Source organism: Gilliamella sp. B3172, assembly GCF_026536465.1.
Classification (GTDB): Bacteria; Pseudomonadota; Gammaproteobacteria; order Enterobacterales; family Orbaceae; genus Gilliamella.
In genome coordinates, this window is record NZ_JAFNOA010000003.1 from 243,990 (window position 1) to 261,258 (window position 17,269).

Annotated in this window: 15 protein-coding genes; 5 read left to right on the top strand and 10 right to left on the bottom strand. The window is 37.1% G+C overall.

Translation table 11 applies throughout. From position 1 onward, the window contains the following. Nucleotides 1-17: 17 nt before the first annotated feature. Together J3U37_RS05805 and J3U37_RS05810 are read right to left on the bottom strand one after the other, a co-directional pair. Nucleotides 18-602 carry a Maf family protein gene (locus J3U37_RS05805; RefSeq protein ID WP_267373761.1) on the bottom strand — a complete coding sequence of 195 codons (585 nt, stop codon included), beginning with the start codon at nucleotides 600-602 and terminating at the stop codon, nucleotides 18-20. 1 nt (nucleotide 603) lies between these two features. Further along, on the bottom strand, nucleotides 604-1,011 hold the full coding sequence (locus tag J3U37_RS05810) for a GNAT family N-acetyltransferase (protein ID WP_267328590.1): 408 nt from the start codon (nucleotides 1,009-1,011) through the stop codon (nucleotides 604-606). A gap of 200 nt (nucleotides 1,012-1,211) precedes the next feature. Here J3U37_RS05810 and J3U37_RS05815 point away from each other — a divergent pair, with 200 nt between their 5' ends. After that, nucleotides 1,212-1,640 carry a universal stress protein gene (locus J3U37_RS05815; protein ID WP_220219053.1) on the top strand — a complete coding sequence of 143 codons (429 nt, stop codon included), beginning with the start codon at nucleotides 1,212-1,214 and terminating at the stop codon, nucleotides 1,638-1,640. A 95-nt stretch (nucleotides 1,641-1,735) separates the two neighbouring features. Here the strand turns inward: J3U37_RS05815 and rlmKL are convergent, their stop codons facing one another. The 4 genes from rlmKL to J3U37_RS05835 all read right to left on the bottom strand — a co-directional run bounded on the left by rlmKL (nucleotide 1,736) and on the right by J3U37_RS05835 (nucleotide 7,746). Further along, nucleotides 1,736-3,856, bottom strand: coding sequence for a bifunctional 23S rRNA (guanine(2069)-N(7))-methyltransferase RlmK/23S rRNA (guanine(2445)-N(2))-methyltransferase RlmL (rlmKL, locus tag J3U37_RS05820; RefSeq protein ID WP_267335450.1), 2,121 nt, complete (start codon nucleotides 3,854-3,856; stop codon nucleotides 1,736-1,738). Nucleotides 3,857-4,036: 180 nt separating this feature from the next. Beyond that, complete coding sequence (locus tag J3U37_RS05825) at nucleotides 4,037-4,588, bottom strand: MltR family transcriptional regulator (RefSeq protein ID WP_267373764.1); 552 nt, start codon at nucleotides 4,586-4,588, stop codon at nucleotides 4,037-4,039. 6 nt (nucleotides 4,589-4,594) lie between these two features. Further along, entirely contained in the window at nucleotides 4,595-5,755 is a 1,161-nt protein-coding gene (locus J3U37_RS05830) for a mannitol-1-phosphate 5-dehydrogenase (protein ID WP_267373766.1), read from the bottom strand. A 95-nt stretch (nucleotides 5,756-5,850) separates the two neighbouring features. Continuing rightward, the gene (locus J3U37_RS05835; protein ID WP_267373768.1) at nucleotides 5,851-7,746 is read right to left on the bottom strand and encodes a PTS mannitol transporter subunit IICBA; all 1,896 of its coding nucleotides are present in this window, start codon (nucleotides 7,744-7,746) and stop codon (nucleotides 5,851-5,853) included. Nucleotides 7,747-8,461: 715 nt separating this feature from the next. Between J3U37_RS05835 and J3U37_RS05840 the strand changes: the two genes are divergently transcribed. Both J3U37_RS05840 and J3U37_RS05845 read left to right on the top strand, forming a co-directional pair. Continuing rightward, nucleotides 8,462-8,767: a hypothetical protein gene (locus tag J3U37_RS05840; RefSeq protein ID WP_220219058.1), complete on the top strand. Its 306-nt coding sequence runs from the start codon at nucleotides 8,462-8,464 to the stop codon at nucleotides 8,765-8,767. Nucleotides 8,768-9,415: 648 nt separating this feature from the next. Next, the gene (locus J3U37_RS05845; RefSeq protein WP_267373770.1) at nucleotides 9,416-10,162 is read left to right on the top strand and encodes a hypothetical protein; all 747 of its coding nucleotides are present in this window, start codon (nucleotides 9,416-9,418) and stop codon (nucleotides 10,160-10,162) included. Between the two features lie 398 nt (nucleotides 10,163-10,560). On the opposite strand, the gene J3U37_RS12140 is transcribed toward J3U37_RS05845, so the two are convergent. From J3U37_RS12140 to glmU, 3 genes are all read right to left on the bottom strand, one after another. Then, a complete protein-coding gene (locus J3U37_RS12140; protein ID WP_416379987.1) occupies nucleotides 10,561-10,806 on the bottom strand; it encodes an AbiH family protein in 246 nt (81 codons plus the stop codon). A gap of 114 nt (nucleotides 10,807-10,920) precedes the next feature. Next, a complete protein-coding gene (gene glmS / locus J3U37_RS05850) occupies nucleotides 10,921-12,753 on the bottom strand; it encodes a glutamine--fructose-6-phosphate transaminase (isomerizing) (RefSeq protein ID WP_267373773.1) in 1,833 nt (610 codons plus the stop codon). Between the two features lie 3 nt (nucleotides 12,754-12,756). Then, nucleotides 12,757-14,142: a bifunctional UDP-N-acetylglucosamine diphosphorylase/glucosamine-1-phosphate N-acetyltransferase GlmU gene (glmU, locus tag J3U37_RS05855; protein WP_267328582.1), complete on the bottom strand. Its 1,386-nt coding sequence runs from the start codon at nucleotides 14,140-14,142 to the stop codon at nucleotides 12,757-12,759. 138 nt (nucleotides 14,143-14,280) lie between these two features. On the opposite strand from glmU, the gene hemG reads away from it, so the two are divergent. After that, nucleotides 14,281-14,832: a menaquinone-dependent protoporphyrinogen IX dehydrogenase gene (gene hemG, locus J3U37_RS05860; protein ID WP_220219064.1), complete on the top strand. Its 552-nt coding sequence runs from the start codon at nucleotides 14,281-14,283 to the stop codon at nucleotides 14,830-14,832. A 149-nt stretch (nucleotides 14,833-14,981) separates the two neighbouring features. Continuing rightward, nucleotides 14,982-16,808 carry a translational GTPase TypA gene (gene typA, locus J3U37_RS05865; RefSeq protein WP_220219065.1) on the top strand — a complete coding sequence of 609 codons (1,827 nt, stop codon included), beginning with the start codon at nucleotides 14,982-14,984 and terminating at the stop codon, nucleotides 16,806-16,808. Nucleotides 16,809-16,850: 42 nt separating this feature from the next. Here typA and J3U37_RS05870 read toward each other — a convergent pair whose 3' ends face one another. Continuing rightward, nucleotides 16,851-17,258, bottom strand: a complete 408-nt coding sequence (locus J3U37_RS05870) for an RnfABCDGE type electron transport complex subunit B (protein ID WP_220219066.1) — start codon at nucleotides 17,256-17,258, stop codon at nucleotides 16,851-16,853. Nucleotides 17,259-17,269 lie beyond the last annotated feature (11 nt).

Genomic DNA, 17,269 nt, shown 5'->3' on the forward strand with positions numbered 1-17,269 from the left:
GTTAAGTAAACACTGACTTAGGCGATTAAAAGCGGGTTATGCCCCATTTTTATCATGATTTTATTCAATGTTATCAGAGGTAAACCAATAAGCGAATTAATATCATTGCCTTCGAGCTTGTCAAACAGGGTAATACCCAGTTCATCACATTTAAAACTACCTGCACATTGCAAAGGCATCTCTTTAGCAATGTAAGCATCAATTTCGGCATCAGTTAATTGTCGAAAAGTGACTTTAAATGGTTCGCAAATAGTGGTTGATTGCATCGATTGGGTATCAATTACTGTCATGCCGGTAAAAAAATAAAAAGTGTTGCCACTGCTTTTTTTCAATTGTATACGAGCGTTTTCAACCGTGTGAGGCTTACCCACAATTTGATCATTAAGCACACCCACTTGATCAGAACCAATAATTAAACTATTGGGATACTTTGCAACTAATGATTGAGCTTTAAGCTTTGCTAGTCGTACAACCAATTGCTCTGCCGATTCACCCGGTAGCGGGGTTTCATCACAAACTGGCGGAACACACTCAAAGGGTATCGCTAACTTTTCCAGTACTTTCTTACGTGATAGTGAAGTTGAGGCTAATATGATTTTCATGTTAAGGCTTCTTATTTAATATCCAAGCTGAAGGGTGAGCATTAAACCCTATGTGACCATAATAATCAACTGCCGAAGGCGCGGCCAGTAAGGTTATTGAACACTGCTTGTCGGTATTTTGCTTAATATGATGAATTAATTGTTTGCCAATTCCCTGTTTTTGATAATTTTTATCAACGGCGAGATCGGCTAAATAAGTGATATAGACAAAATCGGTTAAACAACGGGCGATACCGACTAATTGCTTTTCATGCCATGCGGTGATAATGAGATTTGCATTATCTAACATAGCTTGAAAACGCTTTGCATCGTCAATTGGTCGACGTTCACCTAATGAACAGTTTTGATAAAGTATTTGGGTTTGTTCAAGTGTTGGCTTAACATCTGAACGATAAATAATACTGTGCATTTTGATCTCCGTCATATAATGAATAAAAACTTATTTCAATTTTCTCAATTAATTTTAGGATATCATTATAGGTTAATTGAGCATATGACAATATAAAATATTGGGTGTATCAATCCTAAACTAGTAGCATAATAGTTGAGTAAAAGCGTTAACGCAGGTTAATGATTCAAGTTTACATCTATCGAGTTGGGGGGAGTATTATGTACAATAAAATTTTGGTGCCAATTGATATCACCGAAGAGGATTTAACTAAAAAAGTTATTCCGCATGTTGAGCGCTTAGCAAAACTAGCTAATGCTCAAGTGATCTTTTTTCATGCTTTGCCGGTTGCTTCGGCTATCGTCAATGCTTACTCCTTTGGTTTTGATGAGTTTAAAGATAAAGCTACCGTTCAGACTGAGCAATACTTACATAAATTAATGGAATCGATTAATTTACCACAGGAAAATTTATCTTTTTCGATCGCTTTTGGCAATCCTAGAGATGAAATTTTATCGTTGGCCAATGAAATTAAGCCTGATCTTATCATCTTAGGCTCAAGACGCCCAAATATCACAACCCACTTACTCGGCTCCAATGCCTCGGGGGTGGTGCGTGGCGCTCAAACCTCGGTGCTGGTGGTAAGATAGCGATTGTCAACAATGCGTTTTAAGCTATAAAGCAGGGGAGTGATTAAATCATCCCCCCTCTTTGTTACAGTGATGTTTTTTAATAACGTTGCAGACTATTGATGTTTAACAATAAAACAGCAGTGTATCTGTTTGTTACGCTTAAAATCTAATGAGAGCGTTTTGTTGGTAATATCTTGATAAGTCAGCCCTAGCTTTTGCATACCTTCAGCATCCATTTTAAAACCACGCTTATTATTTGAAAAAATAATTGTGCCATTAGGTCTTAATAAACGTTTTAGATCTGCCATTAATTTTAAGTGATCCCGCTGAACATCAAAGGTATTGTCCATGCGTTTTGAGTTTGAAAATGTCGGTGGATCGATAAATATTAAGTCAAATTGATCCTCACTTTGGGCTAAATAAAGTAGGCAGTCAGCTTGAATTAATCGGTGTTTTTTGCCGGTTAAACCATTTTGCTTTAAATTGCGATCCGCCCATTGTAAATAGGTTCTCGACATGTCGACAGTCGTGGTGGTTTTTGCCCCGCCAAGACCGGCATAAACAGTTGCCGTGCCGGTATAAGCAAACAGGTTTAAAAAGTCTTTGCCTGCGCTCATTTCGCCAATCATTTTACGCGCTAAACGATGATCTAAAAACAGCCCGGTATCTAAGTAATCGGTCACATTAACCCAAAATTGGGTTTTACGCCCGCCGATAGGATATTCATGAACTAAGAAGTAGTCCTGTTTTTGCCCCAATTTTTGATACTGTTGTTTGCCTTTTTGTTTTTCCCGTGTTTTTAAGATAAGTTGATCCGCTGTCAATTCAAGCACTGACATCGTGGCGTTAATGATATCAAATAGGCGCTGCCGTGTTTTTTGAGGATCGATATTTTTCGGTGCTGCGTACTCTTGAATGACAACTTTATCTTTATAACGGTCGATTGCAACATTGTATTCGGGCAGATCAGCATCGTAAAGTCGATAACATTCAAGTTGTTCAAGCGAAGCCCATTTTTCAAGTTTTTGCCTGTTTTTGCGTAAGCGATTGGCAAAATCACTTGCCGCAATGGTTTGTACTGGCGTCGATTCGGCGTTATCACGTTTAGCAATAGCATAATTTTTTTGCACACAGTCTAACGGACCATTTTTGGCTTTGAACTGTTTATCTGCACGCATTTGTAGGCAATCTAACAATTGGGGTGCGCCGCTAAAAAGTGACAGCCTCCAGCCGGCAAAGTTTTGTTTTATTTGTTGTCCTAAGGCTGAATGTAAAGCAATCAGTGCCGGTTCGCTCTCTAAACGTTCGCCATAAGGCGGATTACTAATAATCATCCCGTTTGTTGTATTCGGTAACGGGTTGGTTAATTGTGTCACATCTTGCAAGGCAAAGGTGATTAAGTCAGCAACGCCAGCTTGTAATGCATTTTGTTTTGCTCGCTCAAGTACTGCCGGGTTGTTATCGTAGCCGATAAATGGCGTTGTTGATTTACAAATATTATGTTTGGCCGTAAAAAGTATGTCGTTCCAAAGTGTCGGATTAAATCCTTTCCAGGCAAAAAATCCCCATTGTTTACGATGTAAACCCGGTGGGATTTTCGATGCAATCATGGCGGCCTCGATCAATAAGGTGCCCGAACCACACATCGGATCGAGTAACGGCTCGTCGGTTTGCCAGCCAGAACGCTGAATAATCGCCGCCGCTAGGTTTTCTTTCAGCGGAGCTTGACCGGTTTGCTGGCGATAACCACGTTGGTGTAAGCTATTACCACTCAAATCTAATGATAGCGTTACTCGGTTTTTATGCAAATAAGCATGAATACGAATATCAGGATCTTGCTTTGCAACACTTGGTCTTAAATCGGTATGACGAGAGAAGTTATCAACAATGGCATCTTTGATTTTTAATGCGCCATATTGGCTATTACGAATAAAGTCATTAACACCAACGAAATTGATCACAAATGAATTATCGACAGCAAAAATATCGGTCCATTTTATATTAAATACGCAAGAGTAAAGATCTAAATCACTATAGATATCAAACTCTGCAATCGGCAGTAAGATGCGTGATGCTAAGCGTGACCATAATAGCGATTGATATAAGGTCTGTTCATCAGCATCAAAATAGACGCCGCCTTGAGCAATTTTACAATTGGCAGCGCCGATGTGTTCTAACTCTTTTTTTAATAACTCTTCAAGCCCGCGCGATGTGCTGGCAAATAGTGCTTTCATGCATAATCCACTTAAAAATAAAATTGCTGGCATTATACCGACTTATTAATGCAGTGGGAAATAAAGCCGATATTTAACCATTTTTTTACGACAATCAAATAGGCTCAGTTGCTTAACTGTTCTGTTTTTATCGTTATTTTGCTGTTAATTGCACTGCACTTATTATAGATTCATTAAGCTTTAGGCAAAATAATCGATTTTTTGTTTATTTACAATTCTAAGCGTGAGATCGGTAATGGCAATAATCAGAGCCGAACGGATCATTTGTTGATAGCGGTGTTGATACATGGTTGATTTTAACGAATCGACAATACCCAGTTCTTTTACTTGTTCATGCTGATCAGCCCAATTGGGGGGGAGTACCATATCATGGAGTAAACTAATCGGCCCTAATATTTCATCATCCAGAAAGGTGTATTTTTTATCGTCTTGTTCTAATTCATCTAAAATCGCTATCAGCAGTTCGATATCTTCATAATCTTCACGGGTAATAATGCCCAGCGCATAAAGCAGTTTTAAGCAAACCGAAGTATCATTAAGAGGGCCGTTTTTGCCGACTAAAGTGGGGATAACAAATTTAATGGCGTGCGTATCTTTACGAAAAACAGTTAAAATTAATTGATTAACACTTTGGTTAATGAGCTTAATTGCAACCGTCAGCAAGCTGTAAATATCAGCTTGCTGATTGAGTTTTTCAAGTATCGTGTCTTCTGCTAATATCGATTCGGGCATCTTTGCTTAATATTGATGATTTTGCATAGCAGTATAAAGTTGTTCAATTTGCGGAACAATAGGATTATCGTTTTCAATGCCAGAAATCGAACAAAAAGCTTGCGTAATGCCATGCTGTGCAATTTGATTGGCTAAATCAACGGCTTGTTCGTCTTCATGATTTCGATAATTGAGCGCAGCGGCAATACCAATTAATAAATTGCTATTGGTTAGTTGATGCTCAAATGTGCCCAATAAAGGTTTAATTAAACGGTCACCGGTAGCTAATTTTCGCATTGGCTGGCGACCTACTCGGGCAGTATCGTCATGCAAGTACGGGTTTTCAAATCGAGTAAGAATCTTTTCGATATAAGCTTGATGTTTGGTTGGATCAAATTGATATCGTTTGATTAAAACTTGACCGCTTTCTTCCATTGCGCCACGTACTACATCTCGAATTCGATCTACTAAAATGGCTTCACGAATTGTGGCGATATTATGGTAGTACCCTAAATAGGCTGTAATGGCATGACCGGTATTGAGGGTAAATAGTTTGCGTTCGACAAACGCCATTAAATTATCGACAGGCTCCATGCCTTTGATTGCTGGAATAGGGCCAATAAATTGATTTTTATCGACAATCCATTCGCAAAAAGTTTCAACGGTGACTTCTAATATATCACCTGTTTTTGACGTTGCAGGCGGCACGATGCGATCGACGGCAGAATCGACAAAGCCAATATGGCTATTGACCCAATGATGAAGATCGTCGGGTATTGTTTTAAAAATTTCTTGTTTAAATTGGCTGGTACCTCGAACCATATTTTCACATGCGATGATATTTAATGGTGCGTTATTACCTTGTTGATGTCTTGCGATAATGCCTTTAGCTACTGTCGGCGCTATGCGAGCTAGTATTTGTGGACCTACGGCGGTTGTGACTAGATCGACTTTAGCAATGTAATTTATCACTTCATCGGAAGTGCTGTTAATTGCATCAACATTGCGGACAATTTCCATTGTTGAGTTTTCACCAACTACATTGACAGGATATTGATGGCGCTTTGCCAATTCGTCGATAACTTGTTGATTGACATCAGCAAAAGTAACATGTATTCCCGCATCTGATAATAATTTGCCAATAAAACCACGTCCAATGTTCCCGGCGCCAAAATGTAATGCTTGCATAATAATTGACCTTCTTATTTAATTTTAATTATTTAACTGTTTTATTATTCATTACCCACATCCTGATTTCAAAATGTGGGTAATATTTACGCTTGTTAACTCAGTATTGTTAAAACTTCTTCGATGTTACAAGTCGTTGCAAGTTGTGCGATGATTTTTGGATCATCCAGTGCATTAGTGAGTTTGGCGATAACATCTAAATGTTCGTTATTACGCGCTGCAATACCAATAACAATTCTTGCCTGATCTTGTTCTTCCTCACCAAATTGTACGCCTGCTGGATACTGGCAAAATACAATGCCGGTTGTAATAACATCATCTTTTGCTTCAATCGTGCCATGCGGTACGGCAATCGATTCACCTAAAAAGGTAGAGGTTAACCGTTCACGTTCAAGCATTGCTTCAATATAAGCCGGTTTAACATAGCCATTATCGACTAATTTTTGCCCGGCATAGCGAATCGCCTCTTCTTTACTGTTTGCCGTTAGGTCTAAAAAGATATTCTTTTCAGTGAGTTTAAATAGTGGTGTGTTTTCAACAGCAGATTGGCGATTTTGTTGGGTATCGGATAAATGGTTAGTTTGCGCATCGGTTAATTCAACAACCAATCGGCTGTATAAGTCACTATCTAAAAAGTTAGTTAAAGAAATATGGTGTGCATCTGGCGCATACTGTTTTGCCCGTTCAGTGAGATCTTTGTGTGTAATAACGATATCAGCATCATTAGGTAAATTGTTAATGGCTAAATTAATGACGTTAATATCTAAGTTAGCATCTTGTACTTTTTTACGTAATACGCCAGCACCCATTGCACTTGACCCCATGCCGGCATCACAAGCGACAATAATTTTTTTCACCTCGGTAAGGGTAAAGGTTTTATTTTCTGAGCCTTTTGCCTCATTTTTCATCATGGAGACATCAGATTTAGCATCTTCAAAACTTTTATCGTTATTTTTTGTGGTTTTTAATAAAATTGCTGAAACTACAAATGATACTGCTGTTGCGGCAATAACTGATAGTGTTACACCTAAATATGACCCTTTTGCCATACTCATCACTGCAAATATTGAACCCGGCGAAGCTGGCGCAGTTAATCCGGCATCAAATACGGTTAAAGTGAAGATACCGGTCATGCCACCTAAAATAACTGCAATGATTAAGCGAGGATTCATCAACACATATGGGAAGTAAATTTCATGAATACCGCCAAAGAAGTGAATGATTGCTGCGCCACTAGCTGAACCTTTTGCCGCACCTTTACCAAAGAACATGTAAGCGAGCAATAAACCTAAGCCCGGCCCCGGGTTTGCTTCGATTAAGAAGAAGATTGATTTACCGGTTTCTGCAACTTGTGTTACGCCTAATGAGGTAAATACACCGTGATTAATGGCATTGTTAAGAAATAGTACTTTTGCCGGCTCGACAAGGATTGAGGTAAGCGGTAATAAACCATGATCGACCATAAATTGCACTGCGACAATCAATATACCGGTTAACCAAGTCACCGACGGGCCAATTGCGAAAAAAGCAATCAACGCAAGAATCATGCCCAGTATGCCCGCTGAAAAGTTATTGACCAGCATCTCAAAACCACTTTTGACTTTGCCTTCTACGGCTTTGTCAAAGATTTTAATTGTCCAGCCACCTAATGGTCCTGATATCATGGCACCTAAAAACATCGGAATTGATGCACCGACAATAACACCAAATGTTGTGATAGCGCCTACCACTCCTCCACGCTCACCATAGACAAGTTTACCACCGGTATAACCAATGAGTAATGGAAGGAGGTAGGTAATCATCGGCCCAATGAATGAAGTAGAAATCGCTTCGTTAGGCAGCCATCCGCCTGCGCTAGAATCTTTGGCGTTGTATAAAAATATGGCTGTAATAAAACCCCAAGCAATAAATGCGCCGATGTTTGGCATCACCATATTACTGAGAAAGCGTCCGAAATTTTGGACTTTTAATTTGATATTTGAGGTACTCATAAATTAATCTTTCCTTGTTGATTGATATAATCATAATGCTGTTATTGTAGAAGTATTCACTTATCTGATTCATCAAAAATAATTGATAAATGTGACCAATATCACACACCTAAGAGTAGGGTATTTTTATTTTTTGTGATCGAGATCACGCTAATGTGGCGATAGACTGCTTTTAAGGTAAGTTTTACTAAATTTATTGGTTGTTTGAACTGGGGGCTTGCGATTTAGACAAGGTCATGTTTTGCCACAAACTTAAATTAATTTTAAGCGTTATCCGTAATTTATATAGTTTTACTTCCTTTTACTGCCAATCAAAAATGAGTAAAAGATAAATACATTGCTGTTTTAATTATTTCGCAATTTTTTGCAATAAAACGTTCTAAATACTTCAATCACATGCTTGAGCAAGAATAGTTAAATATGTATGACACATTTTATTTTCTGCTAATTAGGTAATTTTGGATGATACTATCAGATGACATTATTTTTTTGCTTAAACGTATACATTTTCTGAAACTTCTTGACAAAAATAATTCGCTTGTTTACAAAAATTAACTAAACAATATAACTAATGCTCTGATTTTTATATCAAATTTAATTTACTTTTATCTGTATTTTGATATCATAACCGACGCTTTGGGAAAGCACTTACTAAAGTAAGTTATTATTTGATAAAGGATTCGATGAAGGATCATTCTTTTACATTGAGGTAAAAATGAAAGCACTATCTATTGTAGCGTTAATTTTCGCTATCATTTCTATTTTTGTTCCTATTGTTGGGCTATTTATTGCTATGGGTTGTAGTGTTTTAGCATTAATTAGTTTTCGTGGACAACCTACCATTTCCGGCATTACTTTTGGGGTTAATATAATCAGTACTGCATTTCTATCCCCATCATTATTAATCGCATCTGGCGCTCAAGGTCAAGAAGGCGTGGGTACTTATGCGTTCTATGTCGGTTTTCATGTTGTTGCAATGTTAATTGCATTTGTTTATTTCTTCATCATGAAAAAAAGATAAAAACAAAGCATAATCGATTCGACAAACGATAAAAAATAGATATTAAAATAACCCAATGAATCCACAGTGTTCATTGGGTTATTTTATGTCGTTGAAATGGATTGAAGATTTCAAATCATTATAGGGTGTCAATAATTGTTTATTTTTCACCTTAGCATCAAATAAAGAACACTTGTTATATCATATACAAATAGCAATAACTGATTGATTAAATAATATTTGTTTTCATCTTTTTAGATTTCATAGCGATAAACTTAGTGAAGGTAGTATAAACTTTTTAGCATTTTTAAAATCAAATGAAAAACAATATTATCACTATCATTTAATGATTAGTATTAATCTAAAATATAAAGATTACTTTAAACGATTATGAGATAGGTTTTGGAAGAAAAGAGTTTTAGATGGTACAACTGACATACAAGATATTATTGATCCAATTGGTTTAAGTCAGTACGTTACTAAAGAAGAGTACAAAACAGAAAATCAAGCATATCTTTATTGTTTCAAGTTATAGATAAGTTGACATTTATGCCAACTTTGAACGCATTTCAAAATGACAATATTTTAATTAATCAATTGTGTGTATAATCAATAAAGATTCTCTATCATTTATAGCGTAAAAATAATGGATATAGGAAACAAGTAGGTATGAAAAAATTAATATTATTCGTTCTATGTATTCTTAGTAATTATTCGTATGCCGAAGTAAACACAAAAGTATACAACAGCTACATCGGATTATATATACCAGAAATAGCACCTTATTCAAAGTTAATAAAACAACAAGAAATTTATACAACTGTTAATTACATGGATGCCATGAGATTCGTTGATGGAAAATTAATTATTAAATCTAATAGTGATGGTTTAATAATTTTTAGTGAGAGCGAGAAATATAAAACAGTACAGTTTTATGATTATGTTGAAGGTCTTTTTAAATGGGATATAAATAATAAACCTTTTACTCAAATTAAGATAACTCGCAATGAAGATGAAAACATTATTGAATTGTCATCATTAAATAGTTTCAATTTCCATTATCGCTATAATTATGATGAACTCAAAAGATTAGTAATGTCCATGGGTGAAGGAATGACCACAAAGGCAAAAATTGAATTTTTCTATACAAATAATAATTTAGTAAAATCTATTGATTTTAAAGCAAATGTCTCTAATCGACCCAACAATAGAAAAATAGATTTTATTTATGATGATGACAATAAACTAAAAGAAACAATACAAACCAATTATTCAGATGAAAACAATTCAAAAATAGACAAGACAATAACTTGCTCTTTCTCTGATTATAATGAATATGGAGATTGGACAAAAGGCCAATGTATTAAAAATGGTAATATTGATTTAGGTACTATTACGCGAAAATTAGAATATTAATAATAAAAAAGAATATAGATGAAAAAACTAGGTACTCGAATTTTTGTACCTAGTTAATAATTTAACCTATAAAGGTTCGCAATATTTTTTATTAACAACTACATCTCTAAACTTCTGTTTATTAGTAAAACTCCGACTAATATTAGTACATAAATCCGTAAAATTATCTGTGCCATTATTTGATTTATAGAAAAATGGTTTAATACTTACACAATTTTCATGTTCAAATATTGTTTCTAATAAAACACGGTCTTAGGTGGCACAAGAATGACCCCAAATATAAACTTGATACATATCTTGCTTTAGAAAAGTTAATAAATCTTTATCATTAGAATTCAATAAATAATGCAGTGATTTTGAATATTTCAAATATCGATTATCATTTTTATTTTCTAATTCTAATATGAATTATCTAATTCATCGCCATATCCAAATACAATCGGATTATCTAGATTGCCCTGTTTGCCATGTATTTGGAGATGTTTTGCTTTAATCTCAGGTGATAGATATTGCTCAATGGTATTAGTGTAATTGAAATATAAAAATAAAGTTTCAGTAACCTGATAAGATAATGGTAGTTTTGTGTTCGTAGCTAAACCTTTTAAACTTGGTTTTTGATTTAAAATTTCTAATTTGTTATTCAATTCTAGCTTTAGAATAGTTTTTCATCTTTATCTAATTGATTTAATGTGAGAACGTTGGTTTTGATGATGATATCAAAACCATACACTCAGTCCTCACATTTTATATAGCGAAATTTACTCTACTGTCACCGATTTTGCTAAATTTCTTGGCTGATCGACATCGGTACCTTTAATTAAGGCGACGTGATATGCCAGTAATTGGGTTGGTACCGTGTAGTAGATTGGTGCGGTAAGCTCTTCGATATGAGGTAAATTGATGATATGCATAGTGTCGTCGCTGACAAAACCGGCGTCTTGCTCTGCAAAAACGTAAAGTTGACCGCCACGTGCTCGCACCTCTTCAATGTTGGATTTTAATTTTTCCAGCATTTCATTGGTCGGTGCCATAACAATGACTGGCATATTGGCATCAATCAACGCTAAAGGACCATGTTTAAGTTCGCCAGCGGCATAAGCTTCGGCATGGATATAAGAGATCTCTTTAAGTTTTAACGCTGCTTCCATGGCAATTGGGTACTCATCCCCACGACCTAAAAATAGTGCATGATTTTTATCAACAAACTTTTCAGCAAGTTTTTTAATTTCAGGCTCCGCCATTAATACTTGTTCGATGCGATTAGGTAAGGTTTGTAAGGCATGGACAATCGCTTGTTCAGTGATTTGCGCCATGTTATTTAAGCGTCCCAATTTAGCCACTAATAACAGTAATACAGTCAATTGCGTAGTAAAAGCTTTGGTTGATGCTACACCAATTTCAACTCCTGCTTTAGTGAGCAAAACTAAATCGGCTTCACGTACTAGCGTAGAGGCAGCGACGTTACAAATCGCTAAAGTGCATAGATAGTTATTTTCTTTGGCAAGTCTTAGTGCTGCTAGTGTATCGGCTGTTTCGCCCGACTGAGAAAGGGTGATAAATAAACTGTTTTTGCGTCGAGCCGGTTTGCGATAGCGAAATTCTGAGGCAATTTCGACATCACACGGGATACCGGCCAATGCTTCAAACCAATAACGGGCAACCATTCCGGCGTTATAAGCAGTGCCACAGGCAACAATTTGCACATGCTCAATTTGATTAAGGATTGCTTGCGCTTCTTCGCCTAGCTCTGATAAATCCACTTCGCCATGTGCCATGCGTCCTTCCAAAGTATTTTTTATGGCGTTAGGTTGTTCGTAGATCTCTTTTTGCATGTAATGGTTGTAACCCGCTTTACTCCCCGCATCGTATTTTGCTTCTGACTCAATACAAGGGCGGGTAACTTCATTATGATTTTTATCTAAAATTGTGACCGTGCGGTGAGTAATAAGGGCAATATCGCCTTCTTCTAAATAGATAAATTGACGAGTAACCGGTAAAAGCGCAAGTTGATCAGAGGCGATAAAATTTTCACCCACACCATAACCAATCACCAATGGACTACCTGAGCGAGCAGCCACAAGGATATCCGGATTGCGAGTATCCATAATTACCGTACCATAGGCGCCTCTTAGTTGCGGTATGGCTTTTTGTACGGCTTCTAATAACGGGCAATCTTCAGTGGTAATAATGTGATGAATTAGGTGGGCAATCACTTCGGTGTCTGTTTCAGAACGAAACTGATAGCCTTTAGCAATTAACTGTTCACGTAGTGGCTCAAAGTTTTCAATAATGCCATTATGTACAACAGCGATAAAATCAGATACATGTGGATGGGCATTGTGTTCGGCCGGTTCTCCATGGGTTGCCCAGCGTGTGTGGGCAATACCGGTGGCACCTTTAATAGGATGCTGTTCGACGGCATCTTTTAGTGCTTGCACTTTACCAACACGTCGAATGCGTTGTAACTCGCCTGCCGGGGAAATAATTGCAAGTCCTGCTGAATCATAACCACGATACTCAAGTCGTTTTAATCCTTCTAATAGAATTTCTGCAACATCACGTTTGGCAATGGCGCCAACAATTCCACACATTGTTTATTCCTCGTTCGATAACTTAGACGGTCTTTTCCAACCAGCAAGTTGTTTTTGTTTAACCCGGCTTACGACTAACTCGTTTTCGTTTACATCGCTTGTTACCGTCGTTCCGGCAGCTATGGTTGCGCCTTTGCCAATTTTCACCGGGGCAATCAATTGGCTGTCAGATCCAACGAAAACATCATCTTCAATAATCGTTTTAAATTTATTGGCGCCGTCATAATTACAGGTAATTGTACCTGCGCCAATATTGACATTATCACCAATTTCACTATCGCCCAGATAAGTTAAGTGGCCTGCTTTAGTGCCTTTACCTAAATGCGCTTTTTTCAGTTCGACAAAGTTTCCTACATGGGCTTGCTCGTCAAGGGTGGAACCGGGTCTTAATCTGGCGAAAGGTCCAACTGTACAATGCTGAGCGATGTTAGCGTTGTCAATGATGCTATAAGGGCTGATATCGCAATTATCATCTATGGTGCAATTTTTTAAAATTGAGCCGGCACCAATTGTCACGTTATTGCCTAATTTAACGTCTCCTTCAATGATGACATTGCAGTCGATAATGACATCTTTACCATGAGTAAGCGTGCCTCGTAAATCGAAGCGACTTGGATCTTTTAACGTGACGCCTGCTTGCAATAGGTTTTGGGCTTGCTTAAGCTGATAATGGCGCTCTAATGTTGCTAATTGTAATCGATTATTCACACCTTCCACTTCAAACTGATCGGTCGGATGAGATGTGAGAATTTCATAGCCATCTTGATGAGCAAAGCCAATAATATCGGTTAAATAGAACTCATTTTGTGCATTGTTATTGGTAAGTCTGGATAACCAATTTTTAAGTAGTTTTCCTGTTACTACCATAATGCCTGTGTTGACTTCATTAATTTTTTGCTGCTCCTTTGTGGCATCTTTTTGTTCGACAATAGCAACCACTTTACCGTTTTGTCGCTCAATGCGCCCATAGCCGGTAGGATCATCAAGTATTACCGTCAATAGTGCGATACCTTGTTTAGGCTTACTGGCAATTAAGTTTTGTAGTGTAGCTGCCGAAATTAACGGGGTATCGCCATAAAGAATCAACACATCTTCATCATCTTGTATATTGGGTATCGCTTGTAAAACCGCATGTCCGGTGCCGAGCTGCTCAGCTTGGTAAACCAGTTGTAAATCTTGCTTTTGTAAGGCATCTTCAAGCTGTGTTTTACCATGCCCATAGACAATATTAATATGATTGATATTAAGTTGTTGTACTGTGTCGATAACATGTTGTAACATCGGCTTAGCGCCGATTGTATGTAATACTTTAGGTAGGTTAGAATACATCCGTGTGCCTTTTCCTGCCGCCAAAATAATAGCACTAAGTTTTGGAGGTGAAATTGCCATAATCAGTTCCGGTCTGGTTGAAAATAGTTTAATACTATAATCAAAGTTTGGTATGAAATCATCCCGAATGAATTAATTTTTCTCATAAAAAAAGTTATCGTGCAATTAACTAAGTGTTTATTAAAAGGAAGCATCGTTATGAACAGCATTATAAAAGTTTTATTACTCTATACCACACACGAAAAACAAACACTTAAAATCATGCAACGAATTAAAGCACAACTCGAAGGGAAATGTGATTGTGATCTTATTGAGTTAAAATCAGATAGCAAAATTGACCTAAGCCAATATCAAGCAGTGTTGTTAGGCTGTTCGATTCGATATGGTTTTTACAGTAAAGTGATGAAGAAGTTTATTGATGAAAATTATCAACAATTAAACAAAATTAAATCAGGTTTTTTTGGGGTGAATGTGGTGGCTAGAAAGCCAAATAAAAATACGCCGGAAACCAATTTATATACTAAAAAGTTTTTAGCCAAAATTGCTTGGAAGCCAACTATTACAGCCGTTTTTGCCGGTGCGCTTTATTATCCTAAATATAATTGGTTTGATCGTAATATGATTCGCTTTATTATGTGGTTAGGTAAAGGGGATACCGATGTGACTAAGGAAATCATTGAATATACCAATTGGGATCAGGTTAATGAATTTGCTCAGCAGTTTTATATTAAAACATGTACTTTGTCTTAAAGATCTTAAACGCTAAATTTAAGATTTTCCTTTAGTTATTGTGTTATAAAGTTCTTTTCAAGAAATTTTGTGATATAGATCAACATTTTTAATAAAAAGGTGTACAATATTGCGCCTAAAGAATCTATCTCCTAATTGGGATTTTAATTGTGATTGAAAATTTAAGAAATATAGCCATTATTGCTCACGTTGACCATGGTAAAACGACTTTGGTTGATAAGTTATTAAAACAATCAGGCACGCTAGATAATTTGCGTGGCGATGACAATGAACGAATAATGGATTCTAATGCGCTTGAAAAAGAGCGTGGTATTACCATTTTAGCTAAAAATACAGCTATCGACTGGAATGGTTACCGTATCAATATTGTTGACACTCCGGGACATGCCGATTTCGGTGGTGAAGTTGAACGTGTTATGTCAATGGTTGACTCTGTTCTTTTGCTGGTTGATGCAATGGACGGACCAATGCCACAAACACGTTTTGTTACGCAAAAAGCGTTTGCTCATGGTTTAAAACCAATTGTCGTTATTAACAAAGTTGACCGACCAGGTGCTCGCCCGGATTGGGTTGTCGATCAAGTATTCGACTTATTTGTCAATCTAGGTGCAACTGATGAACAATTAGATTTTCCAATTGTTTATGCATCTGCTTTAATGGGTATTGCTGGTTTAGATCACGAGCATATGGCTGAAGATATGACGCCATTGTTTGAAGCGATTGTTAAATATGTTGAACCCCCTAAAGTTGATTTAGATGGTCCATTCCAAATGCAAATTTCACAACTTGATTATAACAATTATGTTGGTGTTATTGGTATTGGTCGTATTAAACGTGGTCGAGTTAAACCTAATCAGCAAGTTACTATCGTTGATAGTGAAGGTAACAAACGCACCGGAAAAGTGGGTCAAGTATTAGGTCATTTAGGCTTACAGCGTTATGAAGCGCAAGAAGCTGAAGCGGGTGATATTATTGCCTTGACCGGGCTTGGTGAATTAGGCATTTCTGACACAATTTGTGACAATAGTTGTGTTGAAGCATTACCGGCATTGAGCGTTGATGAACCAACGGTCACCATGTTCTTTAATGTAAACAGTTCACCTTTTGCCGGTAAAGAAGGTAAGTATGTTACTTCACGTCAAATTCTTGAACGTTTAAATAAAGAATTGGTACATAACGTAGCACTTCGTGTTGAAGAAACTCCTGATCCTGATGCGTTTAGAGTGTCTGGTCGTGGTGAATTGCATTTGTCGGTGTTAATCGAGAATATGCGTCGTGAAGGTTATGAACTTGGGGTTTCACGTCCTAAAGTTATTTATCGTGAGATTGATGGTAAAAAACAAGAGCCATTTGAACAAGTGACGCTTGATATTGAAGAGCAACATCAAGGCTCAGTAATGGAAGCGCTTGGCTTACGTAAAGGCGATTTAACCAATATGCTGCCTGACGGTAAAGGCCGTGTGCGTTTAGATTATGTGATTCCTAGCCGTGGTTTGATTGGCTTTAGAACAGAATTTATGACAATGACGTCGGGTACAGGTTTACTTTACTCTACATTTAGTCATTATGATGATGTGCGTCCGGGTGAAATTGGTCAACGTAATAACGGTGTGATGATTTCTAATGGTACAGGTAAAGCGTTAGCTTATGCTTTATACAGTTTACAAGATCGTGGTAAATTATTCCTTGGTCATGGTGCTGAAGTTTATGAAGGTCAAATTATTGGTATTCATACCCGTTCAAACGACTTAACCGTTAACTGTTTAACCGGTAAAAAACTAACCAATATGCGAGCATCGGGTACTGATGAGGCAACCACGTTATCTCCACCGGTTAAAATGTCATTAGAGCAAGCGTTAGAGTTTATTGATGATGATGAATTAGTTGAAGTTACACCATTATCAATTCGCTTACGTAAACGTCATTTAACTGAAAATGATCGTAAACGTGCGTTCAGAAGTGGCAATAAAGACTAGGTGTCTGTCACATTAGTTTACAGCTGTTAAACAAAAACCTCGCTACTTATTAGCGAGGTTTTTTTTGGCTTTTACTCTGGCAATAGCATCTGCAATAGACTGTTTGCGATCCTTTTGCGTGCTGATAGGCGCGGGATTAACCGGTATTGAACGAGGAAATAAAATGGTCGGTGGTACCAGTTGATTATGGTTTAATCGTTGTTGTTTCTTCTGCGTTAATCTTAGCTCTTCATCTTCACTTAAAGCGACGCCTAGCGTACTAAGGCTAATACAGTCTGTTGGACAAGTATTGATGCAATTACTGCACGAGGTGCAAAGTTGAGGCAAAATGGTGTGCAATACTTGTTTGCTACCGACAATAGCATCAGTTGGGCAAACACGAATACATTTGCCACAACCAATACAGTTTTCTTCATCAATAAAAGCTTTATATTGTTGTTGGTTTTGCATAATCACTTCTT

What these genes read in the sequence shown, in the direction of transcription:
- J3U37_RS05815 (WP_220219053.1), top strand. Translation starts at nt 1,212, where the DNA reads ATGTACAATAAAATTTTGGTGCCAATTGATATCACCGAAGAGGATTTA.
- J3U37_RS05835 (WP_267373768.1), bottom strand. Translation starts at nt 7,746, where the DNA reads ATGAGTACCTCAAATATCAAATTAAAAGTCCAAAATTTCGGACGCTTT.
- J3U37_RS05840 (WP_220219058.1), top strand. Translation starts at nt 8,462, where the DNA reads ATGAAAGCACTATCTATTGTAGCGTTAATTTTCGCTATCATTTCTATT.
- hemG (WP_220219064.1), top strand. Translation starts at nt 14,281, where the DNA reads ATGAACAGCATTATAAAAGTTTTATTACTCTATACCACACACGAAAAA.
- glmS (WP_267373773.1), bottom strand. Translation starts at nt 12,753, where the DNA reads ATGTGTGGAATTGTTGGCGCCATTGCCAAACGTGATGTTGCAGAAATT.
- rlmKL (WP_267335450.1), bottom strand. Translation starts at nt 3,856, where the DNA reads ATGAAAGCACTATTTGCCAGCACATCGCGCGGGCTTGAAGAGTTATTA.
- J3U37_RS05805 (WP_267373761.1), bottom strand. Translation starts at nt 602, where the DNA reads ATGAAAATCATATTAGCCTCAACTTCACTATCACGTAAGAAAGTACTG.
- J3U37_RS05830 (WP_267373766.1), bottom strand. Translation starts at nt 5,755, where the DNA reads ATGCAAGCATTACATTTTGGCGCCGGGAACATTGGACGTGGTTTTATT.
- glmU (WP_267328582.1), bottom strand. Translation starts at nt 14,142, where the DNA reads ATGGCAATTTCACCTCCAAAACTTAGTGCTATTATTTTGGCGGCAGGA.
- J3U37_RS05845 (WP_267373770.1), top strand. Translation starts at nt 9,416, where the DNA reads ATGAAAAAATTAATATTATTCGTTCTATGTATTCTTAGTAATTATTCG.
- J3U37_RS05870 (WP_220219066.1), bottom strand. Translation starts at nt 17,258, where the DNA reads ATGCAAAACCAACAACAATATAAAGCTTTTATTGATGAAGAAAACTGT.
- J3U37_RS05810 (WP_267328590.1), bottom strand. Translation starts at nt 1,011, where the DNA reads ATGCACAGTATTATTTATCGTTCAGATGTTAAGCCAACACTTGAACAA.
- J3U37_RS05825 (WP_267373764.1), bottom strand. Translation starts at nt 4,588, where the DNA reads ATGCCCGAATCGATATTAGCAGAAGACACGATACTTGAAAAACTCAAT.